At 71.5% G+C, this 18745-nt stretch carries 17 protein-coding genes; 15 read left to right on the plus strand and 2 right to left on the minus strand.

Annotated features, from left to right (window positions below; genetic code table 11):
• Positions 1-6: 6 nt before the first annotated feature.
• Both ACERUN_RS08955 and ACERUN_RS08960 read right to left on the minus strand, forming a co-directional pair.
• On the minus strand, positions 7-1518 hold the full coding sequence (locus ACERUN_RS08955) for an ATP-dependent DNA ligase (protein ID WP_370289548.1): 1512 nt from the start codon (positions 1516-1518) through the stop codon (positions 7-9).
• A 58-nt stretch (positions 1519-1576) separates the two neighbouring features.
• Positions 1577-2221, minus strand: a complete 645-nt coding sequence (locus ACERUN_RS08960) for a TetR/AcrR family transcriptional regulator (protein ID WP_370289549.1) — start codon at positions 2219-2221, stop codon at positions 1577-1579.
• Positions 2222-2381: 160 nt separating this feature from the next.
• On the opposite strand from ACERUN_RS08960, the gene ACERUN_RS08965 reads away from it, so the two are divergent.
• The 15 genes from ACERUN_RS08965 to ACERUN_RS09035 all read left to right on the plus strand — a co-directional run bounded on the left by ACERUN_RS08965 (position 2382) and on the right by ACERUN_RS09035 (position 18713).
• Positions 2382-3371, plus strand: coding sequence for a DNA-3-methyladenine glycosylase (locus ACERUN_RS08965; RefSeq protein ID WP_370289550.1), 990 nt, complete (start codon positions 2382-2384; stop codon positions 3369-3371).
• Between the two features lie 150 nt (positions 3372-3521).
• Positions 3522-4346: an MlaE family ABC transporter permease gene (locus tag ACERUN_RS08970; RefSeq protein ID WP_370289551.1), complete on the plus strand. Its 825-nt coding sequence runs from the start codon at positions 3522-3524 to the stop codon at positions 4344-4346.
• Positions 4346-5215 (plus strand): MlaE family ABC transporter permease, encoded by an 870-nt coding sequence (locus tag ACERUN_RS08975; RefSeq protein ID WP_370289552.1) that lies wholly within the window; start codon positions 4346-4348, stop codon positions 5213-5215. The genes ACERUN_RS08970 and ACERUN_RS08975 overlap by 1 nt, the downstream gene beginning before the upstream one ends.
• Positions 5216-5223: 8 nt before the next feature.
• A complete protein-coding gene (locus ACERUN_RS08980; RefSeq protein WP_370289553.1) occupies positions 5224-6285 on the plus strand; it encodes an MCE family protein in 1062 nt (353 codons plus the stop codon).
• On the plus strand, positions 6282-7298 hold the full coding sequence (locus tag ACERUN_RS08985; RefSeq protein ID WP_370289554.1) for an MCE family protein: 1017 nt from the start codon (positions 6282-6284) through the stop codon (positions 7296-7298). Before ACERUN_RS08980 ends, ACERUN_RS08985 begins: the two co-directional genes overlap by 4 nt.
• Positions 7295-8290 carry an MCE family protein gene (locus tag ACERUN_RS08990; protein WP_370289555.1) on the plus strand — a complete coding sequence of 332 codons (996 nt, stop codon included), beginning with the start codon at positions 7295-7297 and terminating at the stop codon, positions 8288-8290. Before ACERUN_RS08985 ends, ACERUN_RS08990 begins: the two co-directional genes overlap by 4 nt.
• Positions 8290-9345, plus strand: coding sequence for an MCE family protein (locus tag ACERUN_RS08995; protein WP_370289556.1), 1056 nt, complete (start codon positions 8290-8292; stop codon positions 9343-9345). Before ACERUN_RS08990 ends, ACERUN_RS08995 begins: the two co-directional genes overlap by 1 nt.
• 8 nt (positions 9346-9353) lie before the next feature.
• A complete protein-coding gene (locus ACERUN_RS09000) occupies positions 9354-10616 on the plus strand; it encodes an MCE family protein (protein WP_370289557.1) in 1263 nt (420 codons plus the stop codon).
• Between the two features lie 14 nt (positions 10617-10630).
• A complete protein-coding gene (locus ACERUN_RS09005; RefSeq protein ID WP_370289558.1) occupies positions 10631-11713 on the plus strand; it encodes an MCE family protein in 1083 nt (360 codons plus the stop codon).
• Positions 11710-12333, plus strand: coding sequence for a hypothetical protein (locus tag ACERUN_RS09010; RefSeq protein WP_370289559.1), 624 nt, complete (start codon positions 11710-11712; stop codon positions 12331-12333). The genes ACERUN_RS09005 and ACERUN_RS09010 overlap by 4 nt, the downstream gene beginning before the upstream one ends.
• Before the next feature lie 65 nt (positions 12334-12398).
• Positions 12399-13670 carry a phosphatidylserine/phosphatidylglycerophosphate/cardiolipin synthase family protein gene (locus ACERUN_RS09015; protein WP_370289560.1) on the plus strand — a complete coding sequence of 424 codons (1272 nt, stop codon included), beginning with the start codon at positions 12399-12401 and terminating at the stop codon, positions 13668-13670.
• 44 nt (positions 13671-13714) lie between these two features.
• Positions 13715-14620, plus strand: coding sequence for an SDR family oxidoreductase (locus ACERUN_RS09020; RefSeq protein ID WP_370289561.1), 906 nt, complete (start codon positions 13715-13717; stop codon positions 14618-14620).
• A complete protein-coding gene (locus ACERUN_RS09025) occupies positions 14617-15180 on the plus strand; it encodes a carboxymuconolactone decarboxylase family protein (RefSeq protein WP_370289562.1) in 564 nt (187 codons plus the stop codon). Before ACERUN_RS09020 ends, ACERUN_RS09025 begins: the two co-directional genes overlap by 4 nt.
• Positions 15181-15252: 72 nt before the next feature.
• The gene (gene uvrB / locus ACERUN_RS09030) at positions 15253-17382 is read left to right on the plus strand and encodes an excinuclease ABC subunit UvrB (RefSeq protein WP_370289563.1); all 2130 of its coding nucleotides are present in this window, start codon (positions 15253-15255) and stop codon (positions 17380-17382) included.
• Positions 17379-18713, plus strand: a complete 1335-nt coding sequence (locus tag ACERUN_RS09035; RefSeq protein WP_370289564.1) for a nitrate/nitrite transporter — start codon at positions 17379-17381, stop codon at positions 18711-18713. The genes uvrB and ACERUN_RS09035 overlap by 4 nt, the downstream gene beginning before the upstream one ends.
• Positions 18714-18745 lie beyond the last annotated feature (32 nt).

The raw sequence follows: 18745 nt of genomic DNA on the forward strand, positions 1-18745 counted from the left end.
GCCGACTCAGCCGGTGAAGGCGCGCACGGCGTCGATCGTGTCGGCCTCGTCGGCCGTCTTGTCCTCCCGGTACCGGACGACGCGCGCGAACCGCAGCGCGACACCACCTGGGTACCGCGTCGAGCGCTGCACGCCGTCGAAGGCGATCTCGACGACCTGCTCGGGGCGCACGGTGACGACGTAGCCGTCGTCCGCGGTCTCGAGCTCGCGGAAGCGCTCGGTCTGCCAGGCGAGGGTCTCGTCGGTCATGCCCTTGAATGTCTTGCCCAGCATCGTGAAGCCGGTAGGGGAGTCGGGGTCGCGGGCGCCGAGGTGGATGTTGGAGAGCCAGCCGGAGCGGCGTCCGGAGCCGCGCTCGACCGCGAGCACCACGAGGTCGAGGGTGTGCACGGGCTTGACCTTGACCCAGGCGGCGCCGCGGCGACCGGCCTCGTAGGGCGCGTCGACGTCCTTCACCACGACACCCTCGTGGCCCTGCGCCAGGACGTCGGCCGTGAAGCGCTCGGCCTCCGCCGCGTCGCTGCCGATCCATCGGCGCACCCGCTGGTGCTCGGGCACGAGCCGCTCGAGCGCGGCCCAACGCTCGCGGGCGGGGAGGTCGATGAGGTCGGTGCCATCGAGGTGGAGCAGATCGAAGAAATACGGGGTGATCGCGGTGCTGGCGTCGCCGTCCTGGCGACCGGTGCGCGAGGCGGTCTCCTGGAACGGGCGGGGGCGGCCGTCGTCGGCGAGCGCGAGCGCCTCGCCGTCGAGCACCACGCGCTGCGCGGGCAGCGCGCGGACGGCCGCGACGACCTCGGGCAGCCGGGCGGTCACGTCGTCCAGGCTGCGGGTGGCGACGACCACCTCGTCGCCGTTGCGGTGCACCTGTACGCGGATGCCGTCGAGCTTGGCGTCGACGCCGATCTCGCCCTCGAACCGCTCGATCGCTGCCGTGACGTCGGGGGCCGAGGAGGCGAGCATCGGCATGATCGGGCGGCCGACGGTGAGGCCGACGGCGGCGAGCGCGTCGGTGCCCTCGAAGGCGGCGTCGACCACGTAGGTGGCGCCCCCTGCCAACATCGCCGCCCGGCGCATCGCGGCGAGCGGGACGCCCGCGGCCCGGGCGAGCGCGTCGGTGACCGCCGCCTCGAGCGCTCCCTGGCGCACCTCGCCCACGGCCACGGCTCGCAGCCAGCGCTGCTCCTCGTCGGTGGCGCGAGAGAAGAGCTCGTTCGCCTGCCGGGTGCGCTCGGTGGCCGAGCCCTTGCCGGCGAGCGCAGCCATGGCGGCGAAGGCGTCGTCCACCTCGGAGACGGTGAGCGACGGCTCGTCCGCCGCCGGCGGCAGCTGCTGGAGGCTGCGCCAACCGAGGCCGGTGCGGCGCTGTCGGAGCCGGCCGCTCAGGTAGTGCGCGACCAGCGCCCGCTCGTCGGCTGCGACTGCGCCGAGCAGGGCTGCGAGCGTCTCGGCCTTCGTGGTGCGCGAGCGGGTCGCCGCGACCGCGGCGGAGGCGGTGACGAGGTCGTGGAGCAGCACCCGGCCAGTGTGCAGGGCGGCACCGACAGCGAGGCTCGCGCGAGCGCCAGGGGAGGGATCAGCGGTCGACGCGCGCCGCCGCGGCCCCCACCGCGCCCTCGATGATCTGGGCGAAGACGACGTCGAGGTCGAGGCTCACGTCGATCGAGCCGGGCGCAGTGCCATTCTGGCCGGCACCCTCGCCCGTGCCCGACAGGTCGCTGAAGTAGCCGGCGACCTCGAGCGAGACGAAGCCGTGCAGCGAGGCGAAGATCGCCATCGCGGTCTGCAGCAGGTGCTCCTCGGGCAGGCCGGCCGAGCGCACCATCACGGCCAGGGCCTCGATCGCCACGAGCGCGGCGGCGTAGAACGACTCGGGGTCGATCGGCGGGCGGGTGAGCGCGGCGTAGCGGTGCGGGTGCGCCAGGGCGAAGGCGCGCAGGGCATGGCTGAGTGCGCGCAGCCCGTCGAGTCCGGCGTGCCCCATGGCGGCGGTGCGCACGTGCTCGCCGAGCAGGCGCATCGCCCGCACCTGCACCAGCGCGCGGAGGTCCTCGAGGTTGGCCACGTGGTTGTAGAGCGACGACACGCGGGTGTCGAGCTCGGCGGCCAGCGACGTCATCGTGAGCGCGTCGTAGCCGTCGCGGTCGACCAGCTCCTCGGCGGCGACGAGCACCGCCTCACGGTCGAGCCGTGGACGACGACGGGTGCTCTCGACGGTCACGGATCCTCCGGATGGGGTGCGGCGGGGGAGATGAATTGGCGACCCTTCGCCGCGAAAGCTCTTCACCTCTTCGCGACAGACTCTAGTCCTGCTCTGGCCCCGCTGCCTCGATGACCGCGGTACATCGCCGGAGACGCCCTCCCCGACCTACAGTTCTCCGGTGATCCGCGCCACCCCGCCCGCCGGCTCCGCCCGGCCCGAGGCCGAGCGCACGTGGAGGCCGGGGCGACCGGTCCCGGTGCTCGCGATCCTGCGCCAGCAGCGGCGCGGCGGCGGCGACCCGACCCACCGGCTGGGCGTCGGCGGCCGACACTGGCGCGGCACTCGCACGCCCGAGGGTCCGGCGACGATCGCGATCAGCGACCAGTGCCCCGACGGCAGCATCGAGGCTCACGCGTGGGGTCCAGGTGCGCACTGGGTGCTGGAGCAGCTGCCCGCGCTGCTGGGTGAGCACGACGACTGGTCGCCGTTCGAGCCGCGCCACCCGCTGCTCGCCGAGGTGCGCCGCCGTCACCCGCACATCCGCCTCGGGCGCACCGACAACGTGCTCGAGGCGCTCGTGCCGGCGGTGATCGAGCAGAAGGTGACCGGGCAGGAGGCCTTCGCCGGCTTCCGCCGCCTGGTGCGGCGCTTCGGTGAGCCGGCACCGGGCCCGGGGCCGGAGGTCGGGCTGGCGGTCCCGCCGACGGCGGAGCGCCTCGCGACCATCGCCTCCTGGCAGTGGCTGGAGATGCACATCGACCCCGCCCGCTCGCGCACGCTCGTCACCCTCGCCCGCCGAGGTGACGCGATCGCACGGCTCGACCGGGAGGCCGCCGGCACGCCGGCGGCGATCGACGGCGCCGAGCTCGAGCGGCGCCTGCGCAGCCTGCCCGGCATCGGCGTGTGGACGGCGGCCGAGGCGCGCCAGCGTGCGCTCGGCGACCCCGACGCGGTGTCCTTCGGCGACTACCACGTCGCCAAGGACGTCGGGTGGGCGCTGACGGGCACACCGTTCGACGATGCCGCGATGGCCGCCTACCTCCGCCCCTGGGCGGGGCAGCGCGGTCGGGTGCCGTTCCTGGTGGCCGTCGGAGGTCTGCACCGCCCGCGGAGGGGGCCGCGGATGTCGCCGCGCGGACATCTGCCCACACGTGACCGAATCGCGTGATATCTGTTACACCGAGCAACAGGAACATCGTCGAGGGATCGTCCCGGTGCGGATGAGGGAACGAACGTGCGAATCACGCACGCGGGGAGGACGGATGATCCCGATGAGCAGCATCTCGGGGGAGTGCATGGCCGGGCAGGAGTCGCGCCGATGAGCGCGGTCGTCGCCGGCGGCCGGTCGGTCGTCGACAACCTCGCCGGGCGCGCCCGCGCGGGTGTCATCACCACCGGCGAGCTCGTGAAGCTCGCCGTCGAGTCGATCCAGTGGGGCTTCTCCGACATCATCGCGCGGCGCTTCAGCTGGTCGGAGTTCCTGCTCCAGTGCTGGTTCATGACCCGGGTCTCGCTGCTCCCGACGATCCTCGTCTCGATCCCGTTCGGCGTCATCACCTCGGTGCAGATCGGCGCCGCTGCCAACCAGATCGGCGCCCAGTCGTTCATCGGCGCGGTCAACGGCATCGGCGTGCTGCGCCAGGGCGCCCCGCTCGTCACCTCGCTGATGATCGCGGGTGCGGTGGGTTCCGCGATCTGCTCCGACCTCGGCGCACGCACCGTGCGCGAGGAGATCGACGCCCTCAAGGTCATGGGCATCTCACCGATCCAGCGACTCGTCGCGCCGCGCATCCTCGCCGCTCTGCTGGTCTCGGTGCTGCTCACGGTGATCGTGGCGATGTCCGCGATGACCACCGCGTTCATCCTCGTCGTCGGCACCGGGCAGATCTCCTCGGGCACCTACCTGGACTCCTTCGTCGGCCTCGCCCAACCGGCCGACCTGATCCTCGCCGAGATCAAGGCGTTCATCTTCGGCTTCATGGCCACGATCGTGGCCGCCCACAAGGGCCTCAGCGCCCGCGGCGGCCCCAAGGGCGTCGCGGACGCCGTCAACCAGGCCGTCGTCCTCAGCGTGATCCTGCTGGCCGTGGTCAACGTCGGGCTCACCCAGGCCTACGTGATGCTCTTCCCCGGTGGTGCCTGATGGCCGACATCCGCCTCGGTCGCAGCATGGGTGGCCGCCTCTCCGACCTCGTCGTGGGTCTGCTGGACGGCCTCGTGCGCGCACTCGCCACGCTCGGCTCGTTCTCGACCTTCGCCGTCGACGTCTTCCGCAACATCCCGGCCACCATCGCGCTGTACCCGAAGGAGGTGCTGCGCCAGATCAAGGACATCTCCTGGGGCAGCGGCGCCATCCTCGTCGGCGGCGGCACCGTCGGCGTGATGGTGCTCCTCTCGATCGCGGCCGGCACCTCCATCGGCATCGAGGGCTTCAACGGCCTCGAGATCGTGGGTCTCTCCCCGCTCACTGGCTTCATCTCGGCGAGCGTGAACACCCGCGAGCTGGCGCCGCTCATCGCCGCCCTCGCGCTCGGCGCCCAGGTCGGCTGCCGGTTCACCGCGCAGATCGGCTCGATGAAGATCCACGAGGAGATCGACGCGATCGAGGTGATGGCCGTCAGCGCGATGCGCTACGTCGTCGCCACCCGCGTGATCGCCTGCATGGTCTCGATCCTGCCGCTCTACCTGATCGGCCTGATCGGCAGCTACGTGGCCTCCGAGGCCTCCGTGGTGCTGCTCTTCGGCCAGTCGCCGGGCCAGTACGACCACTACTTCTCCACGTTGATCCAGGGCCGCGACATCCTGTTCTCGGTCGTCAAGATCCTCATCTTCGCCCTCACCGTGGCGCTCATCCACTGCTGGTACGGCATGCGCGTCTCGGGCGGCCCGCAGTCGGTCGGCGAGGCCACCGGCACGGGCATCCGCGCGAGCATCGTCTCCGTCGTCGTCCTCGACATGGTCCTCACCCTCGTGTTCTGGGGCGGCGACCCGGGCTTCCGGATCTCGGGGTGAGGTGAACGATGGCTCGTGAGATCTCCCGCCAGCGGCTCGCCCGCCGCGGCCTGCTGACCCTCGTCGTCGTCGCCGTGCTGCTCACGGCGGTGTCGCTCAAGGGCAACGGCACCTTCGGCTCCAGCCCGCACGTCACCGCCGACGTCGCCAACGCCGGCGGCTCGCTGCGCAAGGGCTCGGACGTGAAGATGAACGGCGCGATCATCGGCAAGGTCGCCGCCATCCGCACCGCGGACGACGGCCGCAGCGTCACCCTCGACCTCGAGATGTGGTCCGACTACCTGGGTGAGGTGCCGGCCAACGTCGTGGCGCGCATCCTGCCGGCCACCGTGTTCGGCACGACCTTCGTCGACCTCGTCGTGCACGGCGAGCGCACCGGGCGCCTCGAGGCGGGGTCGGTCGTCCAGGCCGACCGCAGCCAGGGCACGCTCGAGCTGCAGCAGGCGCTCGACGACATCGACCGTCTCGTCAAGGCGCTCGGCCCCGCCGACCTCGCCTCGGCCATCGGCTCGGCAGCGCAGGCCCTCAACGGCCGCGGCGACCTCATCAAGCGCAACGTCCGCGAGGCCAACACCTACCTGGCGCGGATCAACCCCCGGATGCCGCAGGTGCGCTCCGACCTCGCCGAGCTCGCCCGCGCCACGAGCGTCCTGGACCGGATCGCCCCCGACCTCCTCGACGCCTCCGACAACATTCTCACCACGCTCGACACGGTCGTCACCCAAGAGGCCTCGATCACCGCCCTCATCGCCGGAGGCACGACCCTCGCGCGCACCGGACGCGGCTTCCTGAACGCGAACCGGGCTCGCCTGATCGCGTTCCTCGACGGCTCGGCGATCCTCGTCGACGCCGTGCACGACAACCGACGCATCGGCATCGGCGGCTCGATCGCCACCAACCTCGAGGTGGGACGGGTGCTGCCGACCGTGCGCCAGGACGGGTTCCTGCGATCGGATGCGATCTTGAAGTTCGACCTCGCCCGCCCCTACGGCGCCGACCAGCGGCCCCGCTACCGCACCGGGTCGAGCGACCCGGCAGGTATGGGCGCCATGTTCGGAGGTGCGCGATGACCGGCCTGCGCTCGATCGCCATCAAGTTCGCCGCCTTCGCCGCGCTGAGCGGGCTCATGCTGCTGCTGCTCACCAACACGATGCTCAACGGCATCAGCGGCGACAAGCGCGAGTTCCGCGCCGAGTTCCGCGACGTCAGCGGGCTGCGGGTCGGTGACGACGTCAAGGCCGCCGGCGTGCGCGTCGGGCGGGTCGAGGACATCGCCGTCGACGGCAACGGCGCGCTGGTGACCCTCGAGGTCGTCGACCGCCAGCAGGTGCTCGACACCACCAAGTTCGTGATGCGCTACCAGAACCTCCTCGGGCAGCGCTACATCGCGATGGTGCAGGGCGCCGACCGCGGTCCCGCCCTGAAGGCGGGTTCCCGCATCCCCGTAACGCGCACCGATCCGGGCTTCGACCTCACCGCGCTGCTCAACGGGTTCCGCCCCCTCTTCCAGGTGCTGCAGCCGGCCGACGTGAACCGGCTCGCCGGATCGATCGTGAAGGTGCTCCAGGGTGAGGGCGGCACCGTCGAGCAGCTGCTCGGCCAGACCGCCCAGCTCAGCGACTTCCTCGCCGACCGCGACGAGGTCATCGGTCGCGTCGCCACCAACCTCAAGCCGGTGCTCGACAACCTGGCCGGCCAGGGCGACCAGCTGACCTCGACGGTGCGCGAGCTGCGCGCCCTGATGACGGGTCTGGCCCGCGACCGCGAGTCGATCGGCGACTCGATCGACGGTGTCAGCCAGCTCGTGGGCGTCACCAGCTCCCTGCTGCGCGACGTGCGGGTGCCCGTCGTCCGCGCCACCGACCGGTTGGTGACCGTCGCCGACATCCTGCAGCGCTCCCGCGGCAGCATCGCCGCCTCGCTCCCGGCCTTCCGCACGATCGTGGAGTCCCTCGGTCGCTCGACCTCCTACGAGAACGCCCTGAACATCTACGTCTGCTCGCTGTCGCTCTCGATCATCCCGGGCGACCCCGGCTTCAACCCGGCCGGCGCCAACGGTCCGCGATCGGCGGTGTGTCGATGAGGCTCACGCCCACCCTCAAGCCCGTCAACGAGCGCGACCCGCTGAAGGTCGGTCTCGTCGCCATCCTCGTGATCGGCCTCATCGGTGCTGGCATCCTCGTGCTGAGCGTCACCAACTTCGGCACGAAGTCCTACACTGCCGTGCTCGAGCACACTGCCGGCCTGCGCAAGGGCGAGGACGTCGAGGTGCACGGCGTCATCTCCGGCAAGGTCACCGACATCCGGCTCGACGGCCCCCAGGTGCTCGTGACCTTCGCGCTGGATCGCGACATCAGCCTCGGTGAGCGCTCGACCGCCACGGTCAAGGTCGCCACCCTGCTCGGCACCCACTACCTCGAGATCACGCCGGCCGGTCAGGGAGCGCTGGCGGGCGACCGCATCCCGCTCGATCGCACCTCGGTGCCCTACAACCTGCAGGACGTCATCGAGGAGGGCTCGAACGCCCTCGAGGAGCTCGACCCCGAGGTGCTCGCCAAGGCGCTCACCGCCGCGGCCGACACGCTCGGTTCGAGCAAGGAGGAGATCGGACCCGCGCTGGAGGGCGTGGCGCGGCTCTCCGAGGTGGTCTCCCGCCGCTCCGGCCAGATCGGCGACCTGCTGGCCTCCACCCGCAAGCTCACCGATCAGCTCTCGCGCAGCACCGGCGACATCGTCGGGCTCATGAAGCAGGCCAACCTGGTGCTGGCCGAGATCAACGGCCGCAAGGAGGCGATCCGTCGCCTGCTGAGCGAGACCACCCAGCTCTCCCAGGCGCTCAGCGCGATCGTCACCGGCACCGACGGCAAGGTGAAGCCCGCGCTCGACGACCTCGACCAGGTGCTCGACACCCTCAACCGGCAGGACAAGCAGCTGCAGGCCCTGCTCGACGGTCTTGCGCCCTCGGTGCGCTATCTCGCCAACGCCACCGGCAGCGGCCCCTACATCCCGCTCTACATCAAGCCGCCCGCGCTGCCGGGCGACGACTCGATCTGCAAGTCGGAAGGACGCTGCTGATGGCGCGCGACCGCCACGTCCGCTCCCTGAGGGCCCTGCTCGCGGGCGTCGTCCTGCTGGGCAGCGGCGCCCTCATCAGCGGCTGCAGCCTCGTGGACGACGTGACTCCCGGTGGTGACCAGGTCACGGTGAAGGCCTACCTGGCCGACGCCGCCGGTCTCTTCGTCGGCAACGACGTCGGGGTCCTCGGCGTCAACGTCGGCACCATCTCCTCGATCGATCCGGTCGGCGACAAGGTGCTGGTGACCATGAAGGTGGACGCCGACCAGCCCCTGCCCGCCGATGTCGGTGCCGCGGTCGTGGCCCGCTCGGTGGCCACCGACCGCTACATCGAGCTCACCCCGGTCTACCGGGAGGGCCCGAAGCTCAGCGCCGGAGCCACCATCCCGGTGCAGCGCACCCGCACGCCGGTCGACTTCGACGAGGTGCTCAGCGCCCTCAACGACTTCGCCACCGGCATCAGCGGCAACCGCGCCACCACGAAGGCCGTGCAGCGCTTCATCGACGCCGGCACGGCGGCCCTGCAGGGCCGCGGCCCCCTCATCAACCAGACGATCCTCTCGCTCGCCGACGGCGTCGACGCGATCTCCGCCCAGCGCGGCGACATCGCAGCCACCCTGCGCTCGCTCGACGTGCTGCTCTCGGCGGTTGCGAAGAACGAGTCGACCGCGCGCACCTTCGTGCGCCAGGTCGCCGAGGCCTCGCAGTTCCTCGCCGAGGAGCGCGGCAACTTCCGCGAGACCCTGCGCGCCCTGGACCGTGCGGTCACCCTCGTGGCGAAGTTCGCCGTCGACAACCGCGAGGCCATCGTGCGCACGCTCGACGGCACCAGCGGCGTGATGGACACCGTGCTCGCCAAGCAGAAGCAGCTCGAGGAGGTGCTGCGCGCGATGCCGCTCGCCCTGCAGAACATCGCGATGATCCGCGGCGACCGACTGCCGGTGCGCATCGACCCGCTCATCCTGGACCCGCTCGGCGGGGTGCTCCAGCAGGGCTGCGCCCAGCTCCCGGGCGAGCTGTGCAACATCATCGACGGCCTCCCGCTGGGCAAGTGAGGACGACGATGACCACCACTGCCACTGCCGCCACCGCCACCGCGCGGGCGCGCCGACGCGCCGTCCGCGGCGCGCTGGGTGTCGTCCTGGCCGCCCTGCTGGCGCTGCTCTCGGCCTGCTCCACCACCATGCGCGACCTCCCCATCCCGGGCACCGGGGTGGGCGGCGACACCACGGAGGTCAAGGCGGAGTTCGGCGACGCGCTGAACCTCGCCGTCGGCGCTCCCGTCAAGGTCAACGGCGTCGACATGGGGCGGGTCGAGGAGGTGGCGCCCAAGGACTTCTCCGCCGTGGCCACGCTCGCGGTGAGGAAGGACGCCGCGCTGCGCGAGGGGGCCCGCGTGCGCCTGCGCTACACCACGCCGCTGGGCGAGCTGTTCGTCGATGTCACCAACCCCGCCGAGGGCGCCGTCCTCAAGGACGGCGCGGTGCTCACCCAGCAGCAGACCTCGACGGCGCCGTCGGTCGAGGACACGCTCGCGCAGGCGTCGCTGCTCATCAACGGCGGCGGCCTCGAGCAGCTGCAGACCATCACCGAGGAGCTCAACACCGCGCTCAACGGCAACGAGTCCGACTACCGCACCCTGCTCGACCGCGCCACGGTGTTCCTCACCGAGGCCAACGCCACCACGCGCAGCATCGACCAGCTGCTCACCTCCCTCGACTCGCTCTCCACGACGTTGAAGGGCCGCAGCGACACCATCAACCGCGTGGTGAAGGACCTCGAGCCGGCGGCGCGCGTGCTGCGCCGCAACACCCCCGACTTCACCCGTCTCCTCGCCGAGGTCGAGAAGTTCAGCGCAGCCGCCAGCTCCACCGTCACCGCCACCCGCAGCCAGCTGCTCACCGTGGTGCGCGAGATCGAGCCGGTGCTCGCCGAGTTCGCGCGCAGCGGCCCCGACTTCGACCGCTCGCTGCGGGCGCTGATCGAGGGCGCCAAGACCGCCGATGCGATCGTGGCCACCGACTACCTCAACATCAGCCTCGAGCTGCACCTCGACGGCACCGACATCGGCGGGCTCGTCGGCGGCACCATCCAGGGTCTGCTCGGCCTCCTGGGCCTCGACGGCACCAGCCTCGGGTCCGGTCAGCTGCTCGACCTCGGCAACCTGCTCGGGCTCGGGCGCACAGCGGCCCCGAGCACGACCCGCGGGGGAGCGGCGACGCCGCCGCGCAGCGCCATCGTGCGACCGCCGCAGAACCCCTCGCCCGGCACCACGCCGGGCGGTCTCACCGGCCTCCTCGGGGGCCTGCTCGGAGGACGCTCGTGAGGTTCGTCAGGTCCGTGTTCACCAATCGCCTGCACCTCAGCCTGGCGGGCGTGATCGCGGTGTTCGTGGTGGCGGTCGCCTACATCTTCGGCGGTGTGCTCGACCAGCCGCTGACGCGCCGGCCCGTCACCGTCGAGGTGCAGCTCGCCCAGACCGGCGGGCTCTTCAAGGGCGCCTCGGTCACCTACCGCGGCGTCAAGGTCGGCAAGGTCACCGACGTGGCTCCGGACGCCGCCGGCGTGCGGGCCACGGTGGCCATCACCTCCGACATCGAGATCCCGAAGGCGGCGCTGGCCCGCGTGCGCAGCCTCTCGCCCGTGGGCGAGCAGTACCTCGACTTCCAGCCGGTGGCGCAGAAGGGGCCCTACCTCGCCACCGGCGACATCGTGCCCGCGTCGTCCACGGACCTGCCGAAGAGCCTCAGCTCGACGGTGATCGCGGTCAACGGACTGCTGCGCCAGATCGACGACAAGAAGCTGAAGATCCTCCTCGAGGAGCTCTCCACCGGCCTGCAGGGCACCGGCGACGCGCTCGGCCAGATCCTCGACCAGGGCGGGCGCCTGCTGCAGACCCTCAACGAGGTCTGGCCCGAGACCGATCGGGTGATCACGAACGCCGACCCGGTGCTCGGGATCGTGACCGACAACGCCGACTCCCTGCAGACCCTCGCCCGCTCGTCGAAGCAGTTCGCGCGCTTCCTCAAGGACTACGACCCCGAGCTGCGCCGCACCCTGCAGCGCGGTCCGAAGCAGCTCGACCAGCTGCTCGCCCTGGTGCGCGACGCCCAGGAGGTCCTGCCCGGCTTCCTGGAGACGGGGGTCAGCTTCACCGACATCTTCGCCTCCTACGAGCCGCACCTGCGCGCGCTGCTGCAGTCGTACTCGCCGGGCCTGCAGTCGCTGCTCGACAAGGTGCGCGACGGCAAGCTGCGCATCGCGATCATCCCCAAGCGCGACACCCGCTGCACCTACGACAACATCAGCCGGCTCAACCCCAAGAGCAACGAGCGCCGTCCGCTGCAGACCGACGGCAGCTGCCCGGCGTCGTTCGCCACGCTGCAGCGCGGCGCCGCCCAAGCCCCGGGGCCCGTCCGATGAGCCGCCTCGAGAAGGTCCGCGAGGCCTCGACAACCGTGATCGCGCTGGCCGCCGCGCTCGTGGTGGCCCTCGGCGTCATCGTCTGGCTCGCGCTGGGGCAGCGCAGCGAGGGCGAGGACCTCGACGCCGCCCGCGCCACTGCCGAGCAATTCACCGCGCGCGACGACGCCGGCAAGGCCGCCCTGGACGCCGCCCGCGCGGTGCTCGTGCAGATCACCACCTACTCGTACAGGGACGGCGAGCACGAGTTCGCCTGGCTCGACCAGATCGCCGACCCGGCCCTGCGCCAGCGGCTCGCGCCGAACGTCGACCAGCTCAAGAAGGCGATCGTCGACGGACAGGTCACCGCCAAGGGACAGGTGCTCGATGCCGCTGCCCGTCCCGTCTCCGCCGACCAGGTCGAGGTGCTGGCCTTCGTCGACCAGGCGATCTCCGACGGCGGCCCGGCCCAGGACCTCGGCGACGTCAAGGTCGAGGAGCAGCGGGTGAGCATGACGATGAAGCGCACCGGCGGCCGCTGGCTGGTCGAGCGCCTCGAGCTGCTCAGCGGCACGAACGCCAGCGGTCTGGACCCGGCGGCAGGGGCGTCGTCCGCACCGAGCTCGTCGGCCACGCCCTAGCCGGTGCGACCCGGGGGCGTCACCTCGCCGGGTGGTGCTGGGGCCGGTGCTCTAGATTGACGCCCGTGGGGCGACGGCGGAGCAGCGGGGGCGATCGGCTCGACAGCCTGCGCGCCGTGCTGCGGCGCGTCGTCCTCACCCTCGTCGGCGTGCCGTTCGTGGTGGCCATCGCGATGTCGCTCGTCGACTCGTACCGCCGCCGCGGCAAGCGCACGCCCGAGTTCCCGACCCGGCGCCCGCACACGGTCGAGGTGGGCGACGGCGCCATCACCACCTACACCTTCGGCCGCGACCTCTACGAGGACATGCTGGAGGCCATCGCGGGCGCGCGGCGCCAGGTGCTCTTCGAGACCTACATCTGGAAGGGCGACGCCACCGGCGAGCGGTTCAAGGCGGCCCTCGTCGCCGCCGCCGACCGCGGGGTCGAGGTGTTCGTCATCTACGACGCCTTCGCCAACCTCGTCGTCTCACCCGCCTTCAAGCACTTCCCGTCGTCGGTCAAGGTGGTGCGCTACCCGATCTACTCGGCGGGCTGGCGCTTCTTCGACCTGCGCCGCTACGGCCGCGACCACCGCAAGATCCTGGTGGTGGACGACGAGGTGGGCTTCGTCGGCGGCTACAACATCGGGTCGGCCTACGAGACCGAGTGGCGCGACACCCACGTGCGCATCACCGGGCCCGCCGTGTGGGACCTCAAGCGCGCCTTCGCCGACTTCTGGAACCTGCACCGGCGCCGTCGCCTTCGCGGCACCGAGCGTCCGCTGCTGCTCGAGACGGCCTCCACCTGGGAGCCGCGGGTGCGCGTGCAGCGCAACGTGCCACGGTTGTGGATGTTCCCCATCCGCGCCATGTACATCGAGGCGATCAACCGCGCGAGCCGGAACATCTGGATGACCCAGGCCTACTTCCTGCCCGACGAGGACTTCATCGAGGCGGTCAAGAACGCCGCGCGCCGCGGCGTCGACGTCCGCCTGCTGCTGCCGCTGAAGTCGAACCACATCGTGGCCGACTGGGTCTCAAGGGGCTACTTCTCCCAGCTGCTCGACGCCGGTGTGCGGATCCTGCGCTACCGCGACGCGATGGTGCACGCCAAGACCGCGACGGTCGACGGCACCTGGTCGACGGTCGGCACGGCCAACATCGACCGGCTGAGCCTCCAGGGCAACTACGAGATCAACGTCGAGGTGATCGACGAGGACTTCGCCCGCGAGCTCGAAGCCATCTTCGAGGTCGACCAGGCCCACTGCCTCGAGCTCACCAGCGGCGAGTGGGAGGCGCGCGACCTCCATCGCAAGTTCACCGAGCTGGTGCTCGCGCCGCTGCGCCCGCTGCTCTAGCCTCCACGCAGGCGCTACCCCCACCGGCGCCGCAGGAGGCTCCCGTGATCCGTCCGCTCCCCGTCGTCGGCATGCTCCGCGCGCCCGTGCGCGACCTCGACGGCCGCCAGGTCCTCGTCACCGGGGCGGCCAGCGGGATCGGTCGGGCTGTCGCCCGCCACGCCGCGGAGCGCGGTGCGGTGCTCCACCTCACCGACGTGCAGGCCGAGGCGCTCGCGCGGGTGGCCGACGAGCTGCGCGGTCTCGGTGCGACGGTGGCCACCGCGGCGCCCGCGGATGTCTCCGACCACGAGCAAGTGCGCGCGTTGGCGCGCGACATCACCGCTCGCAGCGGAGCGATGGACGTCGTCCTCAACGTGGCGGGCATCGCGATCTGGGGCACCGTGCGCGGGCTGGAGCCCGAGCACTGGCGACGTGTCGTCGACGTCAACCTGATGGGCCCGATCCACGTGATCGAGGAGTTCGTGCCGCCGATGATCGAGGCCGGCCGGGGCGGGCAGCTGGTGAACGTCTCGTCGGCCGCCGGCATCATCGCCATGCCGTGGCACGCCGCCTACAGCGCCAGCAAGTTCGGGGTGCGGGGCGTCTCGGAGGTCCTGCGCTACGACCTGCGCAAGCACCGGATCGGCGTCAGCCTGGTGTGCCCCGGCGGGGTCGACACCGGCATGGTCGAGACCGTGCGCATCGCCGGCGTCGACGACCAGAGCCCGGCGTTCCGCCGCGCGCGCGAGCACTTCCGCCGCCGGGCCGTGAGCCCCGAGCAGGCCGCCGCGTCGATCTGGCGCGGCGCGCTGCGCAACCGCTACTGGATCTACACCTCGCCCGACATCCGGCTCGTCCACCTGCTGCAGCGCTACTTCCCGCCCGGCTACGCCCTCGCGATGCGGATCTTCCACGCCGGGGCGAACCGGCTCCTCCCGGACGTCGAGCGGGCGAGGCGGGCGGCATGAGCGGGTCGGCGCCGCGGCTGGCCCCGGGGACGCTGCGCGACATCGGGCCGCTGGTGGCGGGCTTCGCCCGCGTGGCCGGGCGGGTGCAGGGCACCGAGCCGCCCGCGGTCTTCCTCACCCTCGGTCGGCACCGTCGCCTGTTCTGGGGGTGGTTGCACTTCGCCGGCCGGCTCATGCCGGGCGGCCGGCTGAGCCGCCGCGAGTCCGAGCTGGTGATCCTGAGGGTCGCGGCCCGGCGCGGATCCGCCTACGAGCTCACCCAGCATCGCCGTCTCGGACGTCGAGCGGGGCTCGGCGCCGACCAGGTCGAGGCCATCGAGCGGATCGACGCGCCGGGAGGCGTCCGAGCGGTGGGGTTCAGTGCGCGCGAGCTGGTGCTCCTACGCGTCGCCGACGAGCTCGTCGAGACCCGCGACCTCGGCGGCGACACCTGGACCGAGGTCGAGCGGCACTTCGACGAACGCGAGCGGATCGAGGTGCTGATGCTCGCCGCCCACTACGACATGCTGGCCACCGTGCTGCACACCCTGCGGGTGGCCCCGGACCGCCCGCGGCGCTGAGCCGCCGGCGCTGGATCGGCGCTGGATCGGCGCTGGATCGGCGTTGTCGGTGGCCGCTCGTAGTCTGGAGCCATGCGCCCCGTCACCGATCTCGAGCGTCGTGTCGCCCCCTTCGAGGTGAAGTCCGAGTACTCACCCTCGGGCGACCAGCCCGCGGCGATCGCCGAGATCACCAAGCGTCTGCAGGGCGGCGAGCAGGACGTCGTCCTCCTCGGCGCCACCGGCACCGGCAAGACCGCCACGGTGGCCTGGGTGGCCGAGCAGGTGCAGCGCCCGATGCTCGTGCTGCAGCCCAACAAGACGCTGGCCGCACAGTTCGCCAACGAGCTGCGCCAGCTCTTCCCCGACAACGCGGTCGAGTACTTCGTGTCGTACTACGACTACTACCAGCCCGAGGCCTACGTGCCGCAGACCGACACCTACATCGAGAAGGACTCCTCCATCAACGAGGAGGTCGAGCGGCTGCGCCACTCGGCCACCAACTCGCTGCTGACGCGTCGCGACGTCATCGTGGTCTCCACGGTGTCGTGCATCTACGGCCTGGGCACGCCGCAGGAGTACGTCGACCGCATGGTGCGCCTGCGGGTGGGGGAGGAGCACGACCGCGACACGGTGCTGCGCCGGCTGGTCGAGATCCAGTACACCCGCAACGACCTCGCCTTCACCCGCGGCACGTTCCGCGTGCGCGGCGACACCCTCGAGATCTTCCCGGTCTACGAGGAGATGGCGGTGCGCGTCGAGTTCTTCGGCGACGAGATCGAGCGCCTCTCCACGCTGCACCCGATCACCGGCGAGGTGCTCACGGAGGACTCCGAGCTCCACGTCTTCCCCGCCACCCACTACGTGGCCGGCCCCGAGCGCATGGAGCGCGCGATCCGCGGCATCGAGGCCGAGCTCGCCGAGCAGCTCACGGTGTTCGAGCGCCAGGGCAAGATGCTCGAGGCCCAGCGCCTGCGCATGCGCACCACCTACGACATCGAGATGATGCGCCAGGTCGGTTCCTGCTCGGGCATCGAGAACTACTCGATGCACATGGACGGCCGCAGCCCGGGCAGCGCCCCCAACACCCTGCTCGACTACTTCCCCGAGGACTTCGTGCTCGTCGTCGACGAGTCGCACGTGGCCGTGCCCCAGATCGGCGGCATGTACGAGGGCGACATGTCGCGCAAGCGCAACCTGGTCGAGCACGGCTTCCGCCTGCCGAGCGCGATGGACAACCGGCCGCTGCGCTGGGAGGAGTTCCTCGAGCGCATCGGCCAGACCATCTACCTCTCCGCCACGCCCGGCGACTACGAGCTCGACAAGGTGCAGGGCGACGTCGTCGAGCAGATCATCCGCCCCACCGGCCTCGTCGACCCCGAGGTCGTGGTCAAGCCCACCAAGGGTCAGATCGACGACCTCATCGCCGAGATCCGCACGAGGGCCGAGAAGGACGAGCGGGTGCTCGTCACCACGCTCACCAAGAAGATGTCGGAGGACCTCACCGACTACCTCCTCGACGCCGGCATCCGCACCCGCTACCTGCACTCGGAGGTCGACACCCTCAAGCGCATCGAGCTGCTGCGCGACCTCCGCCTCGGCCTCTACGACGTCCTGGTCGGCATCAACCTGCTGCGCGAGGGTCTCGACCTCCCGGAGGTCTCGCTGGTCGCCATCCTCGACGCCGACAAGGAGGGCTTCCTGCGCTCCGACAAGTCGCTGATCCAGACCATCGGCCGCGCGGCGCGCAACGTGTCGGGACAGGTGCACATGTACGCCGACAAGATCACCCCGTCGATGGAGTCGGCGATCGAGGAGACCAACCGCCGCCGCGCGCGGCAGGTGACCTACAACACCGAGCACGGCATCGACCCGCAGCCGCTGCGCAAGAAGATCGCCGACATCACCGAGATGCTCGCGCGCGAGGACGAGACCACCCAGGAGCTCCTGCAGACCTGGGCCGACGTGGGCCAGAAGGGGCGGGCCGGCGGTGTGAAGCCGAAGGGCTCGCCCACGCCGCAGCTGCGCTCCACCGACATCGGCAACCACACCGCCGACCTCGCGGGCATGCCGAGCGCCGATCTCGCCCAGCTCGTGCAGGACCTCACCGAGCAGATGAAGAACGCTGCCGCCGAGCTGCAGTTCGAGGTGGCCGCCCGGCTGCGCGACGAGATCTCGGAGCTGAAGCGCGAGCTACGCCAGATGGTCGAAGCCACCCGGTGAGCGCGGCGGTCTCGGGGCCGGCCGCCTCCTCGGGCGCCGGCGCGCCCTCATCAGCTCGGCGCTACTCGGTCTGGGCCGTGGGGCTGAGCCTCTACGGCCTCGCCGTCTTCCACCGCTCGAGCCTGGCCGTGGCGGGCCTCGCGGCCACTGAGCGCTTCGGCATCTCGGCCAGCCAGCTGGCCACCTTCACCATGCTCCAGCTGCTCGTCTACGCCTCGCTGCAGGTGCCGGTCGGGCTGCTCGTCGACCGCTTCGGCTCGCGCACCGTGCTCACCGTCGCGGTCACGGTGGTCAGCCTCGGGCAGACGGCGTTCGCCTTCGCCGACGACTACCCGACGGCGCTGGCCGCGCGCGTGCTCGTCGGTGCCGGCGACGCCATGACCTTCATCTGCGTGCTGCGCCTGGTCGGCGCCTGGTTCCCGCACCGTCAGGTGCCGCTCGTCTCCCAGCTCACCGGCAACCTCGGCCAGCTCGGCGCCCTGGCGGCAGCCGCACCGATGACCTGGGCGCTCGGCGAGTTCGGGTGGACGACGGCCTACCTCGCCGGCGCCGGTGCGGGCCTCGTCGGCCTGATCGCCCTGCGCCTGCTGCTCCACGACGCGCCCGACGCCGCACACGTGCGCGGCAACCCGATGTCGGCACGCGACCTCGGCGCCAGCCTGGCGGCGTCCTGGGCCCAGCCGGGCACCCGGCTGGGGCTCTGGATCCACTTCTCCACGCCCTTTAGCCCGGCCCTCATCGGCCTGCTGTGGGGCTTCCCGTTCCTCGTGGTCGGCGAGCACCGCTCGGAGGCCACCGCGGGAGCGCTCATCTCGCTGCTGGTGCTCACCAACCTGGGCTACGGGCCCCTGCTGGGCTGGCTGGTCGGACGCCACCCGTGGCACCGCTCCACGGCGGCCCTGGTCATCGTCACCGCCATGGCCTCCGCCTGGGCGGCGGTCCTGCTGTGGCCGGGCGACGCTCCGCTGTGGCTCCTCGTCGTCCTCATCCTCGTCGTCGGCGCCGGCGGCCCCGGTTCCATGGTCGGCTTCGACGTCGCCCGCACGAGCAACCCCGGACACCGCGGCGCCAGCGCCAGCGGCATCATCAACGTCGGCGGCTTCACCGCCTCGCTGCTGGTGATCGTCGGAGTGGGCGTCGTCCTCGACCTGCTGACGCCGGCGGGGGAGGAGTACTCCGCCTCGGCGTTCCGCTGGGCGGTGAGTGTGCAGTACCTGCTCTGGGCGGTGGGCGTCGTGCAGATCCTGCGCTACCGCCGCCGCGTGCGCACACTGCTCACCCGCGAGCAGGTGGCGGCCGGGTCCTCGATGGTGCCCGACCTCCCGCGCTGATCCCCACGCTCACCCTCCTCTCCTTCTTCTCC

The organism is Nocardioides sp. (assembly GCF_964229035.1).
Lineage (GTDB): Bacteria > Actinomycetota > Actinomycetes > Propionibacteriales > Nocardioidaceae > Nocardioides.